The sequence below is a fragment of the Chitinophagales bacterium genome (assembly GCA_020636535.1).
Classification (GTDB): Bacteria; Bacteroidota; Bacteroidia; order Chitinophagales; family JADIYW01; genus JADJSS01.
On the sequence record JACJXT010000011.1, the window covers coordinates 328,081 to 353,742 of the forward strand.

The window sequence follows — 25,662 nt, forward strand, 5'->3', positions numbered from 1 at the left end:
TTTAAATTTATTTTTCCAATTGGTTTAGTAAATTTAACCTTTAAAATTTAAAACAAGCGTAACCAATAAAATGTTTGCCATCAAAAATAAAATACAAGACTTAGCGAATCAAAAACAAGCAGAATTAGTTGATATTAGACGATATTTACATCAACATCCTGAGTTGTCGTTTGAAGAAACGAATACTGCAAAATATTTAACAGAGCAGTTAGATAAAATTGGCGTATCGTATCAAAATAATATTGGTGGCAATGGTATTGTTGTGTTGATTGAAGGAAAAAATCCAACAAAAAAAACGATTGCTTTAAGAGCAGATATTGATGCCTTGCCTATTGTAGAAGAAAATGAAGTTGATTATTGTTCTGTAAATAAAGGCGTAATGCATGCTTGTGGTCATGATGTACATACAACATGTTTGTTAGGTGCTATTGATATTTTGCATCAACTGAAAAACGATTTTGAAGGAACTGTAAAATGTATTTTTCAACCAGCAGAAGAAAAATTGCCTGGAGGAGCTTCTATACTAATTAAAGCAGGTGTTTTAGAAAATCCAACAGTAGAAAATATAGTCGGACAGCATGTGTATCCACAGTTAGAAGTTGGAAAAGTAGCTTTTAGAAAAGGAATTGCTATGGCATCTTGTGATGAAATTTATATTACTATAAAAGGTGAAGGTGGTCATGGTGCAATGCCACAACTTACAGCAGATACTGTTTTATGTGCTTCGCAATTGGTAGTTAGTTTGCAACAAATAGTTAGTAGAAATAATAATCCAACCATGCCTACGGTTTTAACTATTGGAAAATTTATTGCAGAAGGTGCTACAAACATTATTCCGTCTGAAGTAAAACTAGAAGGAACACTAAGAACTTTTGATGAAGCTTGGAGAGCTAAAGCCAAAGAAAGAATTGTTGAAATTACGGAAGCAATAGTTCAAAGTTTTGGTTTGGTTGTAGAAATTGATATTCAAGACGGTTATCCTTTCTTAAAAAATGATGATGATTTGACTGAATTGGCTAATCAAAGTGCTATTGAATATTTAGGTGAAGAAAATGTTGAAGAGCTTCCAGTTAGAATGACAGCAGAAGATTTTGCGTTTTATTCTCAACAAGTACCTGCCTGTTTTTATAGATTGGGAACCAGAAATGAAGTAAAAGGAATTACTTCAGGAATTCATACACCAACCTTTGATGTAGATGAAAGTTGTTTGTCATTAGGTGCTGGATTAATGGCGTATATTACTATGAAACAATTATATCATATTGAATAATAAATTATCTACATATTATATAGATGGCATTTTAAAAAAAGACAAAGTTATTTTAAGTCAAACGATAACACTATTAGAGAGTAACTTAGCAACAGATATTCTTATTGCAGAAGAAATTATAGATTTTTGTTTACAACAAGAAAGAAAAGCAAAAGTTGTTGGTATTACAGGAATTCCTGGTGTAGGAAAAAGTTCGTTTATCAATGCATTAGGAAAGACTTTATTAGCACAACAAAATAGTATTGCAGTATTAACTGTTGATCCTTCAAGTTTTAAAAACAAAGGAAGTATTCTAGCAGATAAAACAAGAATGGTCGATTTAGTAAACGATGATAATGCTTATATAAGAAGTTCTGCATCGCAAAATTTTTTAGGTGGTTTAAAAAGTACTTCTTACGAAACAATTCTGCTATGCGATATTTTTGGTTTTGATTACATTTTTGTAGAAAGTGTAGGTGTAGGTCAATCAGAAACCGACATTCAAAACTTAGTTGATATGGTGTTGATGATTATTGTTAGTAACACTGGCGATGAATTGCAAGGCATTAAACGAGGTATTATGGAAATTGTAGATGCTGTAATTATTAATAAAATAGATAATTCGGATAAATTACAAATTAAGACAACAAGCAATCAACTAAAACAAGCATTACATTTATTACAACCAAAGTACGATTTTTGGAATATACCTATACTACAAACAGATGCACTAACTAATAATAATATCAATTCAGTTATAGATAGTATTGATTTATATTTTAATTATCTTATAAAAAATGATAAATTAGAGTATAATAAACATCAACAAAAAAAGCTTTGGCTTGAAGATAAACTCAAACAAAAGCTTTTAGAATTATTTATAAAAAATCCGAAATACCGCTCTATTGTAAATAATTTTCAGAGCAATATTTCGGAGTTTAATTTATATAGTATCAATCAAATAATAGATGAATTACAGATTGATATTATAGATTAATATACTTTACTTGCATTTAAGTAAGAACCACTTCCTGCAATAATATTTTTACTACTAGGCGATTCTTGTTTTGCTTCAAAAGTAACAACATCTCCAGCATTTAATTTTAATACGAAACTCATTTTCTGTGTAAATGCTTGAAGATATGGAACATTATCAATACTTGTTCTTTTTACTGTAGAACCAACTTTTGCTTGAAGTGTAACTTTACCATACAGTGCTTCCCAGTTTATAGAAACATCAAAACTATATACACCACTAGTTGGTGCAGTAAAACTTTTATTGGTAGTATTAAAAGCACTACCATCATCCCAAACTTCAGAATTAAAATTAACAGTACTCAATGTATTATTTGCAAATGTTTGATTACTTGTCATCTCAGCACCACAGCTTACGCCAACAGCACCACTACTAGTTAGAATTACAGAATCAACATTAGTAACTCTACCTTTTGCATCAACAGTTATTATTGGAATTGCAGTAGCACTTCCATAAGTTCCAGCAGTAACTCCAGTTGTAGTTAAAGTTGGATTCGGATAAGTACCAGTCAAATCACCACCAGCAGAACCATTAGGAGGAAGAGCAGTAGGAATTACACCACTAGCAATATCAGCAGCAGTAATGCTACCATTCGTAATTTCATTAGTACCAATAGTATTCGCACCAATTTGTAAGTTTGAGAAAGTACCACTAATGTCACCACCAGCAGTAGACGAAGTAGTAATGTCATCACTAGCATTCGTGTCACCAGTATTAGTAATAGTAGAACCAGAAATAGAAATTCCAGTACCAGCAATATATGTAGTACCCGTTGGTAGTGTTACACTATTCCCTCCAGAAATACTTAAAGAAGTTCCAGAGATAGATAAAGATTGAATTTCATTAGTTGAACTGACATCACCTGTATTAGAGATAGTTGTTCCAGAGATTGAAATACCTGTGCCTGCAGTATATGTTGTACCAGCATCAGTGCTAGGTGTCCAGCTAGAACCATTCCATTTTAAAACTTGTCCACTAGTAGGAGCAGTAGCACTAACAGCATTTCCTTGAATTTTTACCACATTTGGATTAGGGTAAGTGCCATTCAAATCACCACCAGCAGAACCACTAGGAGGAAGTGAAGTAGGAATTACGCCACTCGCAATATCAGCAGCAGTAATACTACCATCAGTTATTTCACTAGAACCAATAGCATTAGCTGCAATAGTTGGATTAGGATAGGTACCAGTTAAATCACCACCAGCAGTACCACTAGGAGGAAGTGAGGTAGGAATTACACCACTCGCAATATCGGCGGCAGTAATACTACCATTAGCAATCTCATTAGTACCAATAGTATTAGCACCAATTTGTAAGTTAGAGAAAGTTCCACTAATGTCACCACCAGCCGTAGACGAAGTAGTAATATCGTCACTAGCATTCGTGTCGCCTGTATTAGAAATAACATTACCAGCAGAAATGGAAATACCAGTACCAGCAGAATAAGTAGCACCACCAGCAGATTGTAAATCCGTACTAGGCGTCCAATTAGTACCATCCCATTTTAAAACCTGTCCATTAGTAGGAGCTGTAGCACTAACAGCATTCCCTTGTAACTTAACTACATTTGGATTAGGATAAGTACCAGTTAAATCACCACCAGCAGAACCACTAGGAGGAAGAGCAGTAGGAATTACACCACTCGCAATATCAGCAGCAGTAATGCTACCATTAGTAATTTCATTAGTACCAATAGTATTCGCACCAATTTGTAAGTTTGAGAAAGTACCACTAATGTCACCACCAGCAGTAGACGAAGTAGTAATATCATCACTAGCATTCGTGTCGCCAGTATTAGAAATAACATTACCAGCAGAAATAGCAATACCAGTACCAGCAGAATAAGTAGCACCACCAGTAGATTGTAAATCAGTGCTAGGGATCCAGTTAGTACCATCCCATTTTAAAACCTGTCCACTAGTAGGAGCAGTAGCACTAACAGCATTTCCTTGAATTTTTACCACATTTGGATTAGGGTAAGTACCAGTTAAATCACCACCAGCAGAACCACTAGGAGGAAGAGCAGTAGGAATTACACCACTAGCAATATCAGCAGCAGTAATACTACCATCAGTTATTTCACTAGAACCAATAGCATTAGCTGCAATAGTTGGATTAGGATAAGTGCCAGTCAAATCACCACCAGCAGAACCACTAGGAGGAAGAGCAGTAGGAATTACACCACTTGCAATATCGGCAGCAGTAATACTACCATCAGTTATTTCACTAGAACCAATAGCATTAGCTGCAATAGTTGGATTAGGATAAGTACCAGTTAAATCGCCACCAGCAGAACCACTAGGAGGAAGAGCAGTAGGAATTACACCACTCGCAATATCGGCAGCAGTAATACTACCATTAGCAATCTCATTAGTACCAATAGCATTCGCACCAATTTGTAAGTTTGAGAAAGTACCAGTAATGTCACCACCAGCAGTAGACGAAGTAGTAATATCGTCACTAGCATTCGTGTCGCCAGTATTAGAAATAACATTACCAGCCGAAATAGCAATACCAGTACCAGCAGAATAAGTAGCACCACCAGCAGATTGTAAATCAGTGCTAGGTGTCCAGTTAGTACCATCCCATTTCAAAACCTGTCCACTAGTAGGTAAACTAGATAAATCAATAGGGAAATTTTCAATAGAACTTGCTTTGTTAGCATGTAAACTATAAGGTACACTTACTAGTGTTGTATTTGACAAACTAACATAACTACTTCCTGTATTAGTTTCGTCAACTTCTAATAAAAGATTTTTCTCATTGCCATTTGACCAGTTTATAGTAGACCAGTCGCTTGAATTTTGAGTGCCAATTTTTGTAGTAATTAAACCAAATGCATTAGAGGTTAGCGATTGTTCTTCAGTGAAAATCGCATTGCTATTTTCTGTTATAGTAAACCTAAACTTTACAGTGAGATTAGATTTTGGGTTTCCACTAGCATCTCTCAAAATGGTTTGGTAGTTGATAGTGTTTGTTGTTTGGGCTGTTGCAGATTTTAATGCAAAAATTAAAATCATGCAAATTAATTGCAGGTAATTGTTCTTCATTCTTAAACTTTTTATTCTGTTAAAATTATTTTATACTGTTAGATATCAAATAAATATTACTTGAGAAAATTTTAATAGCAATAGACAAAAGTATTATTCCAAAAACTTTCCTTAGAATACTAATTCCAGTATCACCTAAAATTCGCTCAATCTTCGGTATAAATTTAATAACTAAAAAAATTATAACCAAATTAATAAACACAGCAATTAAAATGTTTATAGTATTGTATTGTGCCTTTAGTGATAGTAAAGTAGTTAATGTTCCTGCTCCAGCAATCATAGGGAATGCAATTGGTACAACAGAACTGCTTTTTGGACTACTTGCTCCTGGTTTAAAAATATTGCGATTAAGTGTCATTTCTAGTCCTATTAGAAAAATAACAATTGCACCAGCAATGGAAAATGAATTAATGTCAATACCTACAAGTTTTAATAATAAATCTCCAGTAAACAAGAAAATAATCATTATGGCACCAGAAATGAGCGTAGCAAATTGAGCATCAACATGACCAACGCTTTTTTTAAGATCAAGGATGACAGGTACAGAGCCAAGAATATCAATTATGGCAAAGAGGACTAATGATATTGTTACAATTTCGCTAAAATTTCCCATATCTTTATGATATTAAACCCAAATTACGCATTAGAAATTTATTCCGAAAAAATTCTACTTTATATTTACTTCAGTACTCATTTTTTTATACTCAATGTAGCTAAAACTACATTTCCGTGAAAAAAATTCCGTGCTTTGTAAATATTTTGTATAATTTTCTCTCATGACAAAGTCTAATGCGTAATTTGGGTTAAAGATTTTGTAGTGCGATATTAGTAACTTTTCAACATATTTTGAAACTATTTTTAACTTTTATTAAAAAATAAAAAAAAACTACTTACCTTTGCGTGGTATACTATTTAAACGATTTAAATTAATTTGATATTTATGAAAAAAGGAATTGTATTATTGTTAGCACTTACTGTTTTCTTAGCAGAAATGACTTTTGCAAAGAAGTTAGAAGGAGATGCAGTAAGAAACAACAAAAGTGCTGTTGGAAACAGCAAGTGGTCATTAGGTTTTGGAATGGAAGTAGCAGACTTTTATTCGCCTTATTATAAAAAACTGCAGACTTTTAAATCTCCAGTTGCTTTTGGACCAAGAATTGGTTTTTGGAGAAATTTTAATTCATCAATAGCACTAGGATTAGACTTAGCGTCTTATGCTTTTTCTACAAAAACTGATGCTACTTCATCTTATGCTCCAAACCAATATAACCTTTTATATGCAGGAACGGCTGCATATAAATTTAACAATGGTTATATTTTAAAAGAAAACTGTGCTTTTGCACCTTACATTTTTGCTAAACTGCAAGGATCTTGGGCAGAAGAAAATATTACTAAACAAAATTTAAATGGATTTGGAATTCCAATTGGTGCTGGTATTAACTGGAAAATAGCTAATAATGTAGCATTAAACACTTATGGTGGTTATAACTTTGGAATTAAAAATAACGAAGATCACATCTTTTTTGGTGCTGGTTTAATGGTTGACTTAGGTAAAGGAGATGAAGTTGAAGAGCCAAAAGTTGAAGAGCCAGTAGTATTAGTTGATACTGATGGTGATGGTATTGCAGACTTAGATGATGCATGTCCTACAGTTGCTGGTTTGGAGCAATTTAATGGTTGTCCAGATAGCGACGGTGATGGTATTCAAGATAGCGAAGACGAATGTCCTGAAGTTCCTGGTGTTGCTGAGTTTAACGGATGTCCAGATAGCGATGGCGATGGCGTTCCTGATTATAAAGATGCTTGTCCTAATGTAAAAGGTGAAGCAAGATTTGGTGGATGTCCTAATCCAGATTCTGATGGTGATGGTGTTGTAGATGCTAAAGATAAATGTCCTACAGTTCCTGGTCCAATTGAGTCTTTAGGTTGTCCTGATGATGATAGAGATAAAGATGGTATTAAAAATTCTGATGATAAATGTCCAGATAAATATGGTCCAGCTTCTAACGATGGTTGTCCAATTGATGATGTTATTATGAGTTTAAATGCTGATTTTAAAAACATCAGATTTAATACTAATTCATCTACTCTAACTTCTGAGTCTATGAGTATTATAGAAAATGCAGCTAAAGTAATGAATAGTAAATTATCAGGTTCTTCTTTCTATATTGATGGACATACAGATACTAGAGGTGCTGCTAGCTACAATAAAACATTGTCTAAAAATAGAGCTCAAGAAGTAGTTAACCAATTGGTTAAACTTGGTGTTAGCAAAGACAGATTAACATCTAGAGGTTTTGGTGAAGAACAACCAAAATGTGCTGAAGATACTGAAGAAGGATTATGGTGTAACAGAAGAGTTGAAATCGTAATTAGAAATGTTAATCAAACTATTGAGAAAAAAATAGGTAACTAATATTTATCTAAGAAAATAGTTAAAGCCACCTGAAAAGGTGGCTTTTTTTATTATATTTATATTGTGAAACAATTTACACCATATTTAAAGTATGAGAGAAATGCAATATTGTTGCTTACAATATTAATTGGTATTTTAATCTTATTTAAAGCTAAAACACTTAGATTAATATTAAATAAATCAAATAATACTGAATTAAAGTCAAATAAAAAATATACTCAATTAATTGCTGAGATAGAATCTGCAGATAAAGAATACTATGCTAATAAATATTCTAATTCAATAAATAAAAACTATCAAACAAAAAACTATTCTACATATAGATATAATAACAATAATTCTAATTATAAAAAGAACTATAGCAAAGCTAAATCTATTAAAGTAGATATTAATAAAGCCAATGAAGAACAGTTTAAAGCACTATATGGAATAGGTGAAACTTATGCTGCACGAATTGTAAAGTTTAGAGAAAAGTTAGGTGGTTTTTATTCCATCAATCAAATAAAAGAAGTATATGGTATTTCAGATACATTGTTTCAAAGTTTAATGCCAAATCTTTTAATTTCTGATATAAATAATGTCAAAAAAATAAATATATGCACAGCAACAGTAGAAGATTTTAAAGCACATCCATACATCAACTCAAAGTTAGCCTATCAGTTTGTTAACTACAGAACAAAAGTGAAGATGTATACCAGTATAGATGATGCAAAAGTCTTATATGCAATGGATGATGATTTATTTGAAAAACTAAAACCATATTTAAAAGTTAATGAATAATCTGCTATCTTTGCAGCATGGACTTTAAGCAAACAGAAAACCAAATTTTAATACAGCAAACAATAAGAGATTTTGCTGAAAAACACATTAGACCGAATGTCTTACAGTGGGACGAAGAACAGTATTTTCCTATTGAAACTTTAAAAGAATTAGGACACTTAGGATTAATGGGAATTTTAATTCCAGAAACTTTAGGTGGTTTTGGTTTTGGGTATTTTGAATATATTACAGCACTTATAGAATTAGGCAAAGTAGATGGAGCGCTTACTTTATCTGTTGCCGCTCATAATTCGTTGTGTACTAATCATATTTATAAGTTTGGAAATGAAACTCAAAAACAAAAATGGATTCCTAAGTTAGCAACTGGAGAGTGGATTGGTGCGTGGGGATTGACAGAGCCAAATACAGGTTCTGATGCTGGAAGAATGAAATGTGTAGCTAGAAAAGAAGGTAATGAATGGATAATTAATGGTACTAAGAATTTTATTACGCATGGAATTTCTGGAAATGTAGCAGTTGTTATTGCACGAACAGGTGAGTTATTAGACAGTAGAGGCATGACTGCTTTTGTTGTAGAAAGAGGTACTGCTGGTTTTAAAGGAGGCAAAAAAGAAAACAAATTAGGTATGCGTTGCTCTGAAACTGCTGAAATGATTTTTGAAGATTGTAGAGTACCAGAAGAAAATGTATTAGGAAATGTTGGCGATGGTTTTATACAAGCCATGAAAATTTTAGATGGTGGTAGAATTTCTATAGCATCGTTAAGTTTGGGTATTGCTACTGGAGCTTATGAAGCAGCAGTGAAATATGCAAAAGAAAGAGAGCAGTTTGGTAAACCAATTGCCGATTTTCAAGCTATTGCTTTTAAGTTGGCAGATATGGCTACACAGATAGAAGCTGCTAAATTACTTACTTTCCAAGCAGCCGATATGTTTATGCGAGGCGAAAATATAAATAAAGAATCTGCTTATGCTAAATATTATGCATCAGAAGTGGCTGTTAGAGTAGCTACAGATGCGGTACAAATTTTTGGCGGATATGGCTATATTAAAGATTTTCCTGTAGAAAAGTTTTATAGAGATTCGAAGTTGTGTACTATTGGCGAAGGTACTTCTGAAATACAGAAATTAGTAATTAGTAGAGCTATTTTAAAAGGCAATTAGTTTCTAGTTATTTTTCATTGAGTCATTACTCATTTGCACTTGTTCTAATTTCATGAGTGTTCATCAGAGTCCTTTTACAAGTGACTCTGATGGAGAGAAATGGAAAGAAAGCACCGTTCCACTCAGAGTTACTCGAAGAGAACTCTGCGCAAAAAGAATATTATCATATATGAGTGTTCATCAGAGTCCTTTTACAAGTGACTCTGATAGAGAGGAATGGAAAGAAAGCACTGTTCCACTCAGAGTTACTCGAAGAGAACTCTGAGCAAAAAGAATATTTTATCATATATGAGTGCTCATCAGAGTCCTTTCCAAGTGACTTTGATGGAGAGAATTACTACTATAACTCTTACTACTACAAAAAAATCACAATTCTTCTAGTAAAAATTTTCCTGTGATGCTTTTTTTATTAGTACTCACTTGTTCTGGTGTGCCTCTCGAGTTTGACACCTTTTCATAAAATATGACTGAGAACGCCTTATTTTATTGAGTTTTGTTTTTATTTTTTCAAATTTGTAGTGAGCCGATTTTTTTTTGGTTGCTTTTATAATTAGTTTATCCGCTCTATTTTTGCAGTATGTCATTTTTGCGGATAGAGAAAAAATCATCAGGCACGTATTTGCGTATCTTAGAAAGCTATCGAAATGATGAGGGCAAATCAAAGCACAAAATATTACACACACTTGGCAAAGTAGAAGATTATAAACCAGCCCAATTGCGAGCCATCGGTATCCAATTATTTGAGTTAGGTGGTGGCGAAGTAAAGGCATTGCTAACTGGCGATTTGTTAGAATTAGGCAGATACAATTATGGCTATCAATACCTCTACCAAAAAGTATTACAGCATTATGGTTTGCAAGATGTGTTTCGCAGAATAGCCTCAAAAAACAAACTACAATTTAATTTTTCGGATGCTGTTTTGTTGATGCTTTTAGAGCGATTACAAGATCCGTGTAGTAAACATCAAAATTATCTACATCAGTCGGAATATCTTAATTTGCCTACTGTTTCGCTACATCACTTGTATCGAACTTTAGATAAATTAGCCGACAATCAATCGCTCATTCAACAACAAATTTTCCAAACAGGCAGAGATTTATTTAATCAAAAATTGGATGTTGTATTTTATGATGTAACCACTTTGTATTTTGAAAGTGAAGTAGAACAACAAGGCAAACTTAGGCAAAAAGGATTTAGTAAAGATGGCAAAATAGGAAACACACAAATCTTGTTTTGTATGCTCATAGATACTGATAAAAATCCGATTGGTTATCAAATTTTTGAAGGCAATACCTACGAAGGACATACTTTTGAAAAAGCATTAATCGATTTAAAAAAACAATATCAAATAGAAAAAATAATTATGGTAGCAGATAGAGGTATGTTATCGAAACATAACATCGAAATTACCAAAAACAATGGCTACGAATTTATACTTGGCGAACGCATCAAAAGTTTACCTAAAACATTACAAACCGAGCTTACCGATTTAGCTTCTTTTACCAAACAATGGATATACCATGATACAACTGGCGAAGCCATTGTAATTACATATAAAACCGTAGAACACGATGGTAAAACAATCATCGTAACACACAGCCAAAAACGAGCAAAAAAAGACAAACAAGATAGAGAAGACAAAGAAGCTACAGCTAAAATACTATTAAAAAATACAGCTCTAATTACCAAAAAAGCAAGTAGGTTTTATATACAACAAAACCCAAAAGGCAGCTATGAACTGAATGAACAAAAACTAATAAACGATGCAAAGTACGATGGCATTTTGGCTATTAGCACCAACAACAAAACCCTTACAGCAACACAAGTATTAGAACAATACAAACAACTTTATAAAATAGAACACACCTTTAGAACCTTTAAAGCACACTTAGAAATAAGACCCATGTTTCATTGGACAGACAAACGAATTAAAGGACATATTTGTTTATGCTATATCGCTTATACACTATTAAACTACACACTACAAAGAACCAATAAAAGCGGACTAAAACTCACAGAGAATACGCTAAGAACTACGCTAAATAAAATGCAAGTAAGCTTGTTACAACACAATAAAGAGCAAATCTATGTACGTTCAAGACCAACAGAAAACGAAATTGCACTTCAAAGAGCAATAGGTTTAATGCCATTACAACCCATCATTCCAAAAGACAAACTAACACTATAAAATCCAATTTGTAGTGAGCCAATCCAATAACACTATTGTTGATAATCAATTAATTAACTCAATATCGTGTCAAACTTGAGAAAAAAATCACAATTCTTCTAGTAAAAATTTTCCTGTGATGCTTTTTTTATTAGTACTCACTTGTTCTGGTGTGCCTGTTGCCACTATTGTGCCTCCATTTTTTCCGCCTTCTGGTCCAAGATCAATAATATAATCACAGACTTTTATAACATCTAAATTGTGTTCTATTACCAAAACCGTATTGCCTTTATCTACTAATTTTTGTAATATGTCTAATAGTACTTTGATGTCTTCAAAATGCAAACCTGTTGTAGGTTCATCTAGTATATAAAAAGTGTTACCTGTATCTTTTTTACTCAGCTCTTCCGATAGCTTTACGCGTTGTGCTTCTCCACCACTTAGCGTAGTAGATGACTGTCCGACTTTAATATAACCCAAACCAACATCTAACAGTGTTTTTAATTTGCGATGAATTTTAGGTATGTTTTCAAAGAATACTACTGCATCTTCAATTGTCATATCCAACACATCAAAAATAGATTTTGCTTTGTATTTTACTTCAAGCGTTTGACTGTTGTAGCGTTTGCCTAAACACACATCACATTCTACATAAACATCTGGCAAGAAATTCATTTCTATTAATTTCATACCACCACCACTACATGTTTCGCATCGTCCACCTTGAACATTAAAAGAAAACTGTCCAGCTTTGTAACCACGAATTTGAGATTCTGGCAACGAAGCATACAGTCGCCTTATTTCATCAAATACTTTAATATATGTTGCAGGATTACTTCTTGGTGTTCTACCAATTGGCGATTGGTCTATTTCTATTACTTTATCAATAAACTCCAATCCTTCTATACTTTTATACGCCATTGGTTGATGTGGTGTTCTATATAAATGTTGATTTAATATCTTATATAAAGTATCGTTAATTAATGTTGACTTACCACTTCCTGAGACACCTGAAACACCAATTAACATGCCTAGTGGAAATGTAGCATCTACCTTTTTAAGATTATTTCCACTTGCACCTTTTAATATCAATTGATTGCCATTGCCTTTTCTTCTTTTCTTAGGAATATCTATTTTCATTTTTCCTGATAAGAATTGTGCAGTAATAGTATTGTTTTTGATAAACGATTTTGGATTGCCTTGTGCTACGATTTCTCCACCATGAACACCAGCTTTTGGTCCAAGGTCGATAATATAATCTGCTTTAAGCATAATGTCTTTGTCGTGTTCTACTACGATTACTGTATTGCCAATATCTGCTAAATTTCTAAGTGCTGTAATTAAACGATGATTGTCTCTTTGATGTAAACCTATACTTGGTTCATCTAATATATAAGTAATTCCCATTAATTGAGAACCAATTTGTGTAGCTAATCTAATGCGTTGCGATTCACCACCTGATAAACTTGCAGTTGCTCTATCTAATGTTAAATAAGTTAAACCAACATCTAACAAGAAGCCAATTCTATCTGTTAATTCTTTTAAAATATCTTTTGCAATTATATTTTGTGCATTGTTTAGTTTTTTAGGCAAGGTTTGCACCCAAGCAAAAAGTTCATCTAAATCGTAGTGGGCTACATCGCTAATATTTCGGTTGTCTATTTTAAACCAAAGCGTAATATTTTTTAATCGAGTTCCATTACATTCGGTGCAAGGAACACTGCTGATATAATTTCTCGCCCAATGATACAAAGCAATTGAAGTTTCATCATGGTACGATTGTTCTATTTGTTTTGCTATTCCATGATATGAAAATTTATATTTCTTTTTATTATCAAAATCTGTTTCTACTTCAACTTTTTCATCAGTACCATATAGTAATATATTTAATACTTCTTCGGATAATTCGTTGATTGGTGTTTTTAGTGAGAAATTGAATTGCTTTAAAATACTTTCTACGGTTTTAAATGAGTGGTTGTTTTTATATTCTCCTAATGCTACAATTCCACCATCGTAAATATTTTTGGATTTATCTGGAATGATTTTGTCTTCATCAGCTTGTTTTAAAACACCTAATCCTTTGCAAGTTGGACAAGCACCATAAGGTGAATTAAAGGAAAATGAATTAGGCGATGGTTCTTCGTAAGAAATACCAGTATCTACACACATTAAAGACTTACTAAATGTATGTATTTGTTTATTGTCTATTTCTTCTACAAACAACAAGCCATTGCCTTCTTTTAATGCCGCAGCAATAGAATCTCTTACGCGTTGAATGTCTTTTTTATCAACTTTTAATCTGTCTATTACAATTTCTATATCGTGGATTTTGTAACGATCCACTTGCATTTTATTCTGAATTTCTTTGGTTTCGCCATCAACACGAACACGCAAATATCCTTTCTTTCTAATTTCTTCAAACAACTCTCTATAATGTCCTTTTCTTCCTCTTACCACTGGTGCGAGTATTGCAATTTTTTGTTGATTGAATTGCTGAATAATGGTTTGGATAATTTGGTCTTCTGAGAACTTGACCATTTTTTTTCCTGTGTTATAAGAATATGCCTCACTAATTCTTGCAAACAATAATCGTAAAAAATCATATATTTCTGTAGTTGTTCCAACAGTAGAACGAGGATTTCTATTGGTCGATTTTTGTTCTATAGAAATAACAGGACTTAAACCTGTAATTTTTTCTACATCAGGTCGTTCCATACTACCTAAAAACTGTCTGGCGTAGGTAGACAAGCTTTCCATATAACGGCGTTGACCTTCGGCAAAAATGGTATCGAAAGCTAAGGACGATTTGCCACTTCCACTTAACCCAGTAATGACGATAAACTGATTGCGTGGTAAGTGAACTTCTATGTTTTTAAGATTGTGTTCTCTTGCACCATACACATTAAGATGAGTGATTTCTTCTTCGGCTATTGGTGGCAACTGTTGCATGCTACAAAATACTAAAGGTTTTTGAATGGTTATAGTATTCGATTATAAAATAAACTCAAAGTTTTTGTATTCAACTTTATCTTGTTAACTTAACTTCTCTCAGAGTTACTCGATAGAGAACTCTGAGTAAATCATTTTTACGCCTTGGTTCGTGTCTCACGAAACAACAAAATGCAGATCTACTTGCTGAACTTTAACTTCCACTAATTATAAACTCAAAATAATTGTATAAATATATAATTTGTATTATTTTTAAAGAAAGAATGAGCGTATGCGTGTGAATGAGAATGTTTTTTCAAAGTGTGATAGAAGTTTTAATTATTGATTGCTTTTAGTTTATTTAATGAGTAAGTATATAATATTTAGTTTGTTTATTTTTATTGTATTTTTATTTTTTAAGGAATGCGATGGTTTGGGAGATGGTTATTATATCTATGATGATGGGTCACCTATCGTATCAATAGTATATAATAATATGACAATAGTAGATTGTGAAGTAGTAGATTATGTGTATAATAACCATTATATTTTAGTGTATAGAATAATTAATGAATATTTCTCTAGATCTAAAGATAATGATAATCAATATATAAATAAATATAAAACCAATAAACAGTTTTTTATAATAGAGAAAAAAACTCATTATTATTATGGTCCATTGACTTATGAGCAATATTCGCAGAGAAGAATAGGGCTTTCAATTCCTTCAAGATTAGAGTTAGACACTACAAAAACTAAATTATGGAATTAACTTCTCTCAGAGTTACTCAAAGAGAACTCTGAGAACTATACTTCTCATTATCAATCTACCACAAAAATAAAAAAGGCATCAAAATATTTTGATGCCTTTTTGTTTAAAACTGCTTTCGCAGTTGTTTTGTCTAATTAATGTACAGCGTCTTCTACTTTAGATTTTACACTGTCAGCAGCTTCACTAATTGCAGCACCAGTGCTATCAACAGCAGCATCAACAGTTTCAACAACTGATTCTGTTACTGCATCAATAGCTTCACCAGTTTCTTCTTTAGCTTCTTCTCCACCTTTGCAAGCACTAAATCCTACGAATAAAACTGCTGCAAATAATAATACGAATAATTTTTTCATTTCAATTAATTTTAGATACAAATGTATATCATCGTATTATAAAATCAAAATATACTATATTAAATGCTTATTAATCAATCATTATCAATAATTATACTGCTTATGCTAGAGCTTGCAAATGCATAAGCGATACTAAATACCAATGCTGCCCAAAATCCACCAGTATGAAATCCTTCTAAAAGATTATCGGCTAGTAAAACAATTAAGGCATTAATTACAAAAGAAAACAAACCCATTGTAATACAGGTAATAGGAAATGCAATAATTTTAAGTATTGGTCGAATAAATAAATTGAGCAATCCTAATACAATTGCAATTTTTAACGCATCGGCAACCGAATCTACGCCAAATTGTTCAAAGCCAATTTTTGGCATTAAGTAGGAGAGTGCTATAATTACACCTACTTGAATAATAAATCGAACTATCATTTTCATAATGTAAAGTTAAATAATTCTTCAAAATTTTAATAAACTGTTATTGCCAAGTAAATGAGTTGACAATTATATCGACATCTTTGCTAAAATAATCAAACGCAGGAGCAATAGAATCGTAGTTAGGTGTATTGTAAAAATAAAGCGAACCTCTTAAAAAATGTTGTATGCTATCGGTTAAATAAAACTGTAAACCAGAAGCAGCATTTCCACCAACATCATACATTACGCCTTCTACATTGTTTTTGGTTTTGAATGGAATATCATCAATATAGTCGGCTTTAATAGCATGTTTAAAACTCATTTTATAACTGTCTTTTACTAGTTTATCTAAAGTATTGTTGGCATCTATTGCGGTGTAGCTAAAATAAATTTTGACTTTATGTTCTGGTACTACCAAATTAAACCAACATGGATGATTGGATAACTCTTGCAAATCATTGCTGTCTTTTTGTACTATCCAATAGTTTGGATATTGAAATGAAAACGGACAAGTATTGTTTTGATATGTAGTGAGTGTTTTGGTTGTTGGAAACGACAAACGATAGTAAGCATTTTTTTTTGGTGTATAGTGTTCTTTACAAGCAGTAAACATTAAAATAATTGAGAATAGTATATATATATGTTTTGATTTCATTTTTTAAGCGATAGTTATTTTAATTTGTTTTATTCTTGTTTTGTCTTTTTCTACTACTTTAAAACTGTAATTTTTATAGTTGATGATTTGATTTAATTTTGGCAATTCTGCATTGAGTTCTAAAATTAAACCAGCAAGAGAATCTGCATTGCCTCTTATGTTTTCAAAAGTATCTGTAGAAGTATTGATGATTTTACACACATCATTAATAGCAGTTCTTCCTTCAAAAATATAATTGTGATCGTCTATTTTTTTATAGTCAATTTCTATTACATCATCGTATTCGTCTCTAATGTCGCCAATTACTTCTTCTAAAATATCTTCTAGTGTAATAATGCCATTAGTGCCACCATATTCATCTACTACAATTGCCATGTGTACTCTGCTTGCTTGAAATTCTTCTAGTAGTACATCTATTTTTTTATTTTCTGGAACAAACTTAGCTGGTTTTATAAATGAGTTCCAGTTAAAATCTTTTGGTTCATCTAGAAACTGTAATAAGTCTTTTGCATATATAATTCCTACTACTTTGTCTACATCATCATTGTAAACAGGAATTCTAGAGTAGCCAGAATCTCTTACTATATCCAACAACTCAGAAAAATTAGCATCGTGGTCTACTGCAACTACATCTAATCTAGACTTCATTATTTGTTTTACAGTAATATTTCCAAATTTAATAATTCCTTTTAAAATTTTAGAGTCGTTTTCATATGCATCATCAGTATTGGTAATGTCTATTGCTTCATCTAAATCTTGTGCTGTTATAGATTTGTTGGTAGTGTGTAATCTTTTTTCAATAAAATTAGTTGTAGCAACAAGTATGCGTATAATTGGCGAAAATAGTTTTCTGAAAATGCGAATTAAACCTACTAAACTTCTGGCAACACTATAGCTTTTTTGCGAAGCATATACTTTTGGTATTACTTCTGCAAAGAGTACAATAATAAATGTTTCAAAAGCTACTTTAATAACAAATTCCCAAACTTTATTTTTTTCTAAAAATGCAGGTTGAAAAACTACCACCACTAAATTTTCAAAAATTAAAACAATACCTAATGAAAATAGTGTGATAGAAAAAACCAATGTGGCTAATAAATATTGTGGTTGCTTAAGTAAACTTAGTATATGTTTGTCTGTTTCGTCATTGCTTTCTTCCATTTTCTTTTGTTGTTGATGGTCGATAGAAAAGAAAGCCACTTCTGTAGAACACATTAAAGCAGTAAGTATTAGTAAAATTAAAATAGCTAATAATTCTACTATTACTTGATATGAAAATGGCAAAAATATCTGTTGCCAATTTACACTACCAATAAAATTTACTATAAGCGATATGGGAATTTCGTCGTCCATTAAATATTAAAATGGTAAATCATCTTCAAAATTTTGACTAATTTCTGTTTCGTCAATAGCATCTGCTTCATCTTTGTCGCTGTCAACACTATTGTCGTTATTGTTATTTCTTCTTTCTACCAGTTGAAAATTTTCAACTACAATTTCGGTAATATATCTTTTAACACCATCTTTTTCCCAAGAGCGAGTTTTAATTTTTCCTTCAATGTAAACATTCATGCCTTTTTTTAATATTTTCTCTGCTCGTTCGGCAATGCCTCTCCACATTACAATATTATGCCATTCGGTAAGTTCATTGTAATCGCCTTCTTTAGTTTTATAAACTTCTCTAGTAGCTAAAGGAAAATTACATACGGTTGTACCTTCATTAATTCTTCTTACCTCAGGATCTTTTCCTAAACGACCTATCAATATTGCTTTGTTTACACTCATAAAAATATTATTCTCTCTCTAAATTAAGTAAATAAATCTATCTTTCAAATAATTATTGATTATTCTAGGAAATGCAAAGTTATTTATTTTTGACTTATTTACTTTCATAGCATTCCATTTTTTAGCAATAGTATCTATTTTTTCAGTTTTTAACTCGTAAAAGATACCAATTATTTTTTGATGTGTAAGCTGTTGTTTATAAATAAAACTGTTGAGTTCATTAATTCCAAATGCTTGTAAATCGCTTGGTATAGTACTAGTATCTGTTTCTAGCATAGGAAATTGAAATAAACTTTGCCAAATGTCTTGTTCCGTTCTTTGTACAATAACAATATTGTGCTGATTGTAAGCTACTACAAAATGGAAATACCTTTCTTTCTTTTTTATTTTTTTTGATTTGAATGGCAAGTCATTTATTTTATTGTTGATATAGGCAAAGCAACTGTCATTAAAAATGCAAATACTACAATTTGGATTTCTAGGCACACATTGAATTGCTCCAAAATCCATTATCGCTTGGTTAAATAAAGCGGCTTGTTTCTTATCTAACAGTTGATTGGCTAGTGCTTCAAACTCTTTTTTCCCTTGAGTCGTATCAATTGGTGTAGCAATACCAAAAACTCTAGCAAGTACTCTAAATACATTGCCATCTACTACTGCATGTGGTAAATTAAAAGCAAACGAAGCTATTGCTGCAGCAGTATAACTACCAATACCTTTAATTTTTAATAATTCATCGTACGAATTAGGTAATTTGCCATTATAATCTGCTACAATTTGTTGTGCAGCTAAGTGTAAATTTCTGGCTCTACTATAATAACCCAAACCTTCCCAAAGTTTTAATACTTCATCTAAAGGAGCATTTGCTAAATCTTCTACTTTAGGATAATGCTGTACAAATTTTTCGTAGTAAGGCAAACCTTGTTCTACTCTAGTTTGCTGCAAAATAATTTCAGACAACCAAATGTAATAAGCATTGTTTGTGGCTTTCCAAGGCAAGTTTCTTGGATGCTTTAAGTGCCAATTGATTAGTTTTTTGTTAAATGACTGCATATTTGTTAATACAAATAAAACCTTTATTTAGAAAAAACTGTTTTTATTTTGAAAAGAATTGCAGAAATTTGCAGACCGAATTAAACGAAAAAACAATTACATGAGAAAAGCAGATATCGTTACCATTATTTCAGAAAAGACAGGTGTTCCAAAAGTAGATGTATTAGTTACAGTTGAAAGCTTTATAAAAGAAGTTAAAGGTTCTTTAATAGAAGGAGAGCCAATTTTTATAAGAGGTTTTGGCACATTTTCAAGAAAAACAAGAAAAGCTAAAATCGGAAGAAACATAAAGAAAAACATTGCCATAGAAATTCCAGAGCATGACATTCCTGTTTTTAAACCTTCTAAACAATTTGTTGAAGAAGTAAAAGAAAGCAAAGTAAAAAAATAAACCATTGCAAAAAAAGCAATACATCTTATTATTGATTACGCTTTGTATTGTTGCTGGAATTTATTTTTTTGGAAAAACCACACATCAAAACAAAGCAACAGCTACCAATACAACAATAGCAAGCACTACTACATTTGATGCTTACGAAGAAGAAGTACTACAACAACTAAATAGTACAAATAAAGACAGCTTAATGCTTTGGAAAACAGCATTAAACAATGCCAACAGTACAAAAGATAAAGCACAATTGCTACAAAAAATATCGTTTTTTTGGCAACAACAGCAAAATGTTGGACTAGAAGCATATTACTTTCAACAATATACAGATGTACTTAAAGATACTAGCTTATTAAAAGAGAATGCTTCGTTGTGGATTTTTGCACTTAAAAATAACAAAGACAGCATTATTTCAAATAATATTAGTACCTTTGCAAACCAATCTTTGGAAAAAGTTCTTGAAAAAAATCCTGATGATGTAGATGCTAAGATAATGCAAGCAGAGTATTTTGTTTTGCAAGGCGAAAATCCAATGCAAGGAATAGGTATTTTAAAATCTATAATAGATAAAGATCCACATAATGAAAAAGCATTAATGGCTCTAGGTAGATTTTCACTTCAATCTGGTCAGTTTGATAAAGCAAGAGAAAGATTTAAACAAGTACTAGAACACAATAACCAAAATACAGAAGCACTTTATTTTTTAGCCATTACAGAAGCAGAAGCTGGCAACAAGGAAACCGCAATTAACTTGTTTGAATTGTGTAAACAACTTGTTCAGAATGAAGATTTTTCTAAAGAAATAGATGCAATTATTGAAAATTTAAAGCGATAAAAAAGATTTATTATGCCAAGTGGTAAAAAAAGAAAGCGTCATAAAATTGCGACGCACAAGAGAAAGAAAAGACTCAGAAAAAATAGACACAAGAAGAAAAAATAATTTTTGTTAGACTATTTAACTGAAAGTAAATGACTAGAGAATTAGTAATACATGCTAATTCCAATGGCGTTGAAATTGCACTTCTTGAAGAAAAAAAACTAGTTGAGTATCATATTGAGTCGAAAGAAGACGAAGGTTATGATGCTGGTGATATTTATATCGGTAGAATTAAAAAGCTAAATCCAGCACTCAACGCTGCATTTGTAGATATTGGCTACGGAAAAGACGCCTTTATACATTATTCTGATTTAAGTCCAAATGTACGCACACTTATAAAAATTGCTACAAGTAGTATTAATGGCAATAAAATTTCGTCATTGGAAACTGTGGTCTTAGAACCACCTATAGATAAGAATGGAAACATCTCAGATGTTTTAAAAAAAGGCGATATTGGTATTTTTCAAATTGCTAAAGAAGCTATTTCTACTAAAGGACCTCGACTTACTTGCGAAATTTCTATTCCAGGAAGATTCGTAGTGCTTTCGCCTTTTGCTAGTGGCGTTGGCATTAGCAAAAAAATTACCGACGAAGCAGAAAGAGAGCGTTTGTTAAACATTTCTAAGCAACTAAAACCTAATAATGTTGGTTTGGTAATTAGAACCAATGCCGAAAAAGTATCTGAAAAAGACTTAAAAGCAGACATCGACCATATTTATAAAAAGTGGACGACAGTAATTCAAAAAACTTACAAAGCCAAACTCAACAAACTGCTGTTAAAAGAAATGGCAAAATCGCAATCGATAATAAGAGATTTAGTAAACGATTCTTTTGAACAAATAATAACAGACGATAAAGAGTTGTATGGCGAACTAAAATCTTTTCTACACAACAGAACCATAGATAAAGCGAAGTTGTTGAAACTGTACAACGACCATACGCCAATTTTTGAAGCGTATGAGGTAAGTAAACAAATAAAAACAGCTTTCGGAAAAATTGTAACGCTAAAATCTGGTGCCTACATTATTATAGAACACACCGAAGCCATGCATGTTATTGATGTGAATAGTGGACCAAAAGTTAAAAAAGATGTAGACCAAGACACCAATGCGTATAATATTAATTTGTTAGCAGCTAATGAAATTGCAAGACAACTTCGTTTAAGAAATATTGGTGGCATTATTGTAGTAGATTTTATTGATATGAAATCTAAACAATATAAAGATAAAATATTTGAAGCAATGCAAAAAGCTATGAAACCAGACAAAGCAAAGCACATTTTGTTGCCAATTAGCAAATTTGGTTTAATGGAAATTACTAGACAGAGAGTAAAAGAAGAAGTTTCTGTAGACATTGCCGATACTAAAATTTTAAAAAGCATAGAAGAACCACTACAAATAGTAGAAAATATAGAAAATGAATTACTATTTTTAAGAAGCAGTAAAACAAAGAATTTTTTACTTTATGTACATCCATTTATATATGCTTATTTAAGAAAAGGCACACTTTCGTTTAGAATGAAATGGTATACCAAAACCAATAAGTGGATTAAACTAATTCAAGACTCTAGCTTAAAATTATCTGAATACAAATTGATAGAACAAGATTAAATTACTCTACTAACAAACTATACTCAGAGTAACTTTGATATTTGTTGCTATGTCAAGTGTCTTTACCAATGCTATTAACTTAAGAAAAAAGGATTAACTTTACAGTATTGTCATAGTTTTAAACTCATTAAGTTATACAATTTATTTTTTTCTAATTGTTATTTTTTAATATTCTGTTTGATTTTATTCGTAGTAGAATATCCTTCTAAAATGTCTACTAAAATAACTTTGCCTTTGTTTTGTAGCACTATGTCCGAACCAACTATTGTTTTGTTTTTATAATCACTGCCTTTAACTAAAATATTTGGTTGTATTTGTTCAATGAGTTGTAGTGGTGTGTCTTCATCAAAAGCAATTACAAAATCTACATAAGCTAAATTAGCCAAGTGTTGTAATCTAATTGCTAATGTTTCAATTGGTCGTTCATTTCCTTTTAATCGTTTAATGGAAGCATCTGTATTTACTGCTACGATTAAAATGTCTCCAAATTGTTTTGCTTGTTGTAGTAAGTGTAAATGACCTTCGTGTAGTAAGTCGAAACAGCCATTGGTAAACACAATTTGTTGCTTGTTTGCTTTTAAATGCGTTGTAATAGCGTCAAGGTGTTGTATTGTTATGATTTTGTTCAATGTACTTAGGAGTTCTGTTGTATAAAGCTAAAAAAATCAAACTGATTATTCCACCAATAATTACAAAAAAGGTTTGTACTGACCAAGCCAACCAGCCAAAAGCATAACCCATTGTACCTATAACACCATAAGTCAATAATACTTTTTGTATTGTTATTTGATAAAGACCAATGCCTCCTTGTGTTGCTACCATAGCAAATCCACCAAAAAAAACGGTAGCAGCAGCAGCCGACCAACCTAGATTTTCAGTTGCAGTTAATGCTTTAAATCCAAAGTACGACATAGAAATATAACATACCCAAACACCAATACTACAAATTAAAAACTGACCTATATTATCTAATTTTCTAATAGAAATTAAACTTTCCCACAAACTTTTTAATTTCTCTTTTACAAAAGTGGTGATTTTTTCTAATCCATGTTTTTTGTAGAGATAGATAAATCCAACAATAGCCAAAACTAAGATTCCAACAAAAATATAATATTTTAAATTGCTGCTTTCTTGTTCAATAGATTCTGTCTTTTTAAAAAGCCCTGTAAAAAATGTTAGTAGTCTTTCTTGTTCTACTAAGAATAAAATTCCACCAATTATTAGAATGCTAATTAAGTCAATTACTCGTTCTAGTACCATAGAACCAATTGATTTTTCTATAGGCACTTTATCATACTTGGTTAAAATACTACAACGAACAACTTCTCCTAATCGTGGAAAAAATAAATTGCCAAAGAACATAATTGTTACAGCAGCAAAAGTATTGTAAAAGTTAGGATAATAGCCACTTGGTTTAAGTAGCAATCGCCAGCGTTGTGTTCTAAAAATATTACTTAAAAGACCAAAGAGTATCATTACTATCATCCAAAAGTAATTGGCACTCTTTATTGCACTAATAATGTTTGATTTTTGTTCTGCATCTAAAGTGCTGTTCATCCACACAATAATACCAACACCTAATGAAAGTGAAATTACTAGCTGAATGATATTATTAAGATACTTTTTCAAGAAAAGTTTATTTTTTTATGCTGTTGTTTTCATCAGGAAAAACAGAAGTAGGTTTTACATTTTTGGCTTCGTTAATATCTACCATGCCGTAAGCAATAATAATGAGTTTATCGCCAACTTGTACTTTTCTTGCAGCAGGACCATTTAAGCAAATTACGCCAGAACCTCTTTCGCCAATAATAACAAAAGTCTCAAATCGTTCGCCATTATCTACATTTACAATTTGCACTTTTTCGTGTTCTACAATTCCAGAAGCATCTAATAAATCTTCATCAATTGTAATACTGCCTTTATAGTTTAAGTCTGCTTGTGTAACTGTAGCTCTATGTATTTTTGCTCTATAAACTGTAATCAACATGCTTTTATATTTGCCTCAAAGATAATACAATTGCCTGTCTTTCTTGTTAAATTATTATTTTGCAACTTATTGTCTCTTTTTGTGATTTAAGTTACAAAACGAGCTATTTTTATTTTGCAGTTTTGCATCTCAAATTATTTTTATGGAAGTTGTAGGATATATAGCATCAATATTAATAGGTATTTCTCTTGGATTAATAGGTGGTGGAGGTAGTATTCTAACAGTTCCTGTGTTGGTTTATTTATTTGGTGTAGAGCCAATTATTGCCACAGGTTACTCTTTATTTATTGTTGGTGCTACAGCTGCTGTTGGTTCTGTAAGTTATTTTAGAAATGGCTTAGTAAATGTTAAAACAGCTGTTATTTTTGGAATTCCTGCTATTGCTGCTGTTTTTATTACAAGAGCATTTGTTGTTCCTGCAATTCCCAAAGAAGTATTTTCTATAGGAGAATTTGTAGTAACTAAAGATTTATTGGTAATGGTACTTTTTGCTATTTTGATGATAGCAGCATCATATTCTATGATAAAGAAAGATAAAAAAGTTATTGATAAAAATGAAAATGGACAACAAGAATTCAATATACCATTAATATTAGTTGAGGGAATTGTAGTTGGTTTACTAACTGGTTTAGTTGGTGCTGGTGGTGGTTTTTTAATTATTCCAGCTTTAGTTGTACTAAGCAAATTACCTATGAAAGAAGCTGTTGGTACTTCTTTATTAATTATAGCAGCAAAATCATTAATTGGTTTTTTAGGAGAAGGTGGGAACGAGCATATTGATTGGTCATTTTTATTAATGGTAGTTGGTTTTGCTATTGTAGGAATATTTATTGGTAGTGCATTATCAAAAAAAATAGATGGTAATAAACTAAAACCTGCATTTGGTTGGTTTGTATTAGTTATGGGAATTTATATTATAATAAAAGAAGTGTTTTTAAAGTAGCACCAATAAACCCAAATTACGCATTAGATACTTTTTA

24 protein-coding genes are annotated in these 25,662 nt (G+C 31.6%); 12 read left to right on the forward strand and 12 right to left on the reverse strand.

The genetic code is table 11. The features are described from left to right. Positions 1-70 precede the first annotated feature (70 nt). Positions 71-1,270: an amidohydrolase gene (locus tag H6553_01875; GenBank protein ID MCB9032563.1), complete on the forward strand. Its 1,200-nt coding sequence runs from the start codon at positions 71-73 to the stop codon at positions 1,268-1,270. Next, entirely contained in the window at positions 1,263-2,246 is a 984-nt protein-coding gene (meaB, locus tag H6553_01880; protein ID MCB9032564.1) for a methylmalonyl Co-A mutase-associated GTPase MeaB, read from the forward strand. Before H6553_01875 ends, meaB begins: the two co-directional genes overlap by 8 nt. Here meaB and H6553_01885 read toward each other — a convergent pair. Continuing rightward, positions 2,243-5,305: a hypothetical protein gene (locus tag H6553_01885; protein ID MCB9032565.1), complete on the reverse strand. Its 3,063-nt coding sequence runs from the start codon at positions 5,303-5,305 to the stop codon at positions 2,243-2,245. The two genes, meaB and H6553_01885, sit on opposite strands and share 4 nt — an antisense overlap. Positions 5,306-5,360: 55 nt before the next feature. Next, positions 5,361-5,948, reverse strand: a complete 588-nt coding sequence (locus H6553_01890; protein ID MCB9032566.1) for a MarC family protein — start codon at positions 5,946-5,948, stop codon at positions 5,361-5,363. A 327-nt stretch (positions 5,949-6,275) separates the two neighbouring features. Between H6553_01890 and H6553_01895 the strand changes: the two genes are divergently transcribed. The 5 genes from H6553_01895 (at position 6,276) to H6553_01915 (ending at position 11,882) form a co-directional block, all read left to right on the forward strand. Further along, positions 6,276-7,751, forward strand: a complete 1,476-nt coding sequence (locus H6553_01895; protein MCB9032567.1) for an OmpA family protein — start codon at positions 6,276-6,278, stop codon at positions 7,749-7,751. 63 nt (positions 7,752-7,814) lie between these two features. Further along, positions 7,815-8,531: a helix-hairpin-helix domain-containing protein gene (locus H6553_01900; protein ID MCB9032568.1), complete on the forward strand. Its 717-nt coding sequence runs from the start codon at positions 7,815-7,817 to the stop codon at positions 8,529-8,531. A 17-nt stretch (positions 8,532-8,548) separates the two neighbouring features. Further along, entirely contained in the window at positions 8,549-9,694 is a 1,146-nt protein-coding gene (locus tag H6553_01905; protein MCB9032569.1) for an acyl-CoA dehydrogenase family protein, read from the forward strand. Positions 9,695-9,746: 52 nt separating this feature from the next. Further along, positions 9,747-9,959, forward strand: a complete 213-nt coding sequence (locus tag H6553_01910; GenBank protein MCB9032570.1) for a hypothetical protein — start codon at positions 9,747-9,749, stop codon at positions 9,957-9,959. 312 nt (positions 9,960-10,271) lie between these two features. Beyond that, positions 10,272-11,882, forward strand: coding sequence for an IS1634 family transposase (locus H6553_01915; protein ID MCB9032571.1), 1,611 nt, complete (start codon positions 10,272-10,274; stop codon positions 11,880-11,882). A gap of 87 nt (positions 11,883-11,969) precedes the next feature. Here the strand turns inward: H6553_01915 and uvrA are convergent, their stop codons facing one another. Further along, the gene (gene uvrA / locus H6553_01920; protein MCB9032572.1) at positions 11,970-14,810 is read right to left on the reverse strand and encodes an excinuclease ABC subunit UvrA; all 2,841 of its coding nucleotides are present in this window, start codon (positions 14,808-14,810) and stop codon (positions 11,970-11,972) included. Positions 14,811-15,153: 343 nt separating this feature from the next. Here uvrA and H6553_01925 point away from each other — a divergent pair, with 343 nt between their 5' ends. Beyond that, positions 15,154-15,561: a DUF3997 domain-containing protein gene (locus H6553_01925; protein ID MCB9032573.1), complete on the forward strand. Its 408-nt coding sequence runs from the start codon at positions 15,154-15,156 to the stop codon at positions 15,559-15,561. A 134-nt stretch (positions 15,562-15,695) separates the two neighbouring features. On the opposite strand, the gene H6553_01930 is transcribed toward H6553_01925, so the two are convergent. The 6 genes from H6553_01930 to mutY form a co-directional block, all read right to left on the reverse strand. Then, entirely contained in the window at positions 15,696-15,914 is a 219-nt protein-coding gene (locus H6553_01930) for a hypothetical protein (GenBank protein MCB9032574.1), read from the reverse strand. 74 nt (positions 15,915-15,988) lie between these two features. Continuing rightward, positions 15,989-16,348, reverse strand: a complete 360-nt coding sequence (locus H6553_01935) for a phage holin family protein (GenBank protein ID MCB9032575.1) — start codon at positions 16,346-16,348, stop codon at positions 15,989-15,991. Between the two features lie 40 nt (positions 16,349-16,388). Next, positions 16,389-16,982, reverse strand: a complete 594-nt coding sequence (locus H6553_01940) for a gliding motility lipoprotein GldD (protein MCB9032576.1) — start codon at positions 16,980-16,982, stop codon at positions 16,389-16,391. A 3-nt stretch (positions 16,983-16,985) separates the two neighbouring features. Then, positions 16,986-18,335 (reverse strand): gliding motility-associated protein GldE, encoded by a 1,350-nt coding sequence (gene gldE / locus H6553_01945; protein ID MCB9032577.1) that lies wholly within the window; start codon positions 18,333-18,335, stop codon positions 16,986-16,988. 6 nt (positions 18,336-18,341) lie between these two features. Next, a complete protein-coding gene (gene ssb, locus H6553_01950) occupies positions 18,342-18,767 on the reverse strand; it encodes a single-stranded DNA-binding protein (GenBank protein MCB9032578.1) in 426 nt (141 codons plus the stop codon). An 18-nt stretch (positions 18,768-18,785) separates the two neighbouring features. Next, positions 18,786-19,820 carry an A/G-specific adenine glycosylase gene (gene mutY / locus H6553_01955; GenBank protein MCB9032579.1) on the reverse strand — a complete coding sequence of 345 codons (1,035 nt, stop codon included), beginning with the start codon at positions 19,818-19,820 and terminating at the stop codon, positions 18,786-18,788. Positions 19,821-19,920: 100 nt separating this feature from the next. Here mutY and H6553_01960 point away from each other — a divergent pair, with 100 nt between their 5' ends. The 3 genes from H6553_01960 (at position 19,921) to H6553_01970 (ending at position 22,695) form a co-directional block, all read left to right on the forward strand. After that, positions 19,921-20,211: an integration host factor subunit beta gene (locus tag H6553_01960; protein ID MCB9032580.1), complete on the forward strand. Its 291-nt coding sequence runs from the start codon at positions 19,921-19,923 to the stop codon at positions 20,209-20,211. A gap of 4 nt (positions 20,212-20,215) precedes the next feature. Next, positions 20,216-21,043 carry a tetratricopeptide repeat protein gene (locus H6553_01965; GenBank protein ID MCB9032581.1) on the forward strand — a complete coding sequence of 276 codons (828 nt, stop codon included), beginning with the start codon at positions 20,216-20,218 and terminating at the stop codon, positions 21,041-21,043. Positions 21,044-21,177: 134 nt separating this feature from the next. Then, positions 21,178-22,695, forward strand: a complete 1,518-nt coding sequence (locus H6553_01970) for an Rne/Rng family ribonuclease (protein MCB9032582.1) — start codon at positions 21,178-21,180, stop codon at positions 22,693-22,695. Between the two features lie 158 nt (positions 22,696-22,853). Here the strand turns inward: H6553_01970 and rfaE2 are convergent, their stop codons facing one another. Genes rfaE2 through H6553_01985 form a run of 3 tightly spaced genes read right to left on the reverse strand, consistent with a single transcriptional unit; the run spans position 22,854 to position 24,682 of the window. After that, complete coding sequence (rfaE2, locus tag H6553_01975) at positions 22,854-23,324, reverse strand: D-glycero-beta-D-manno-heptose 1-phosphate adenylyltransferase (GenBank protein ID MCB9032583.1); 471 nt, start codon at positions 23,322-23,324, stop codon at positions 22,854-22,856. Further along, positions 23,293-24,324, reverse strand: a complete 1,032-nt coding sequence (locus tag H6553_01980; GenBank protein MCB9032584.1) for a flippase-like domain-containing protein — start codon at positions 24,322-24,324, stop codon at positions 23,293-23,295. The genes rfaE2 and H6553_01980 overlap by 32 nt, the downstream gene beginning before the upstream one ends. A gap of 7 nt (positions 24,325-24,331) precedes the next feature. After that, positions 24,332-24,682, reverse strand: a complete 351-nt coding sequence (locus H6553_01985; GenBank protein ID MCB9032585.1) for an aspartate 1-decarboxylase — start codon at positions 24,680-24,682, stop codon at positions 24,332-24,334. 142 nt (positions 24,683-24,824) lie between these two features. On the opposite strand from H6553_01985, the gene H6553_01990 reads away from it, so the two are divergent. Next, positions 24,825-25,625, forward strand: coding sequence for a sulfite exporter TauE/SafE family protein (locus H6553_01990; protein MCB9032586.1), 801 nt, complete (start codon positions 24,825-24,827; stop codon positions 25,623-25,625). The last annotated feature ends 37 nt before the right edge of the window (positions 25,626-25,662 follow it).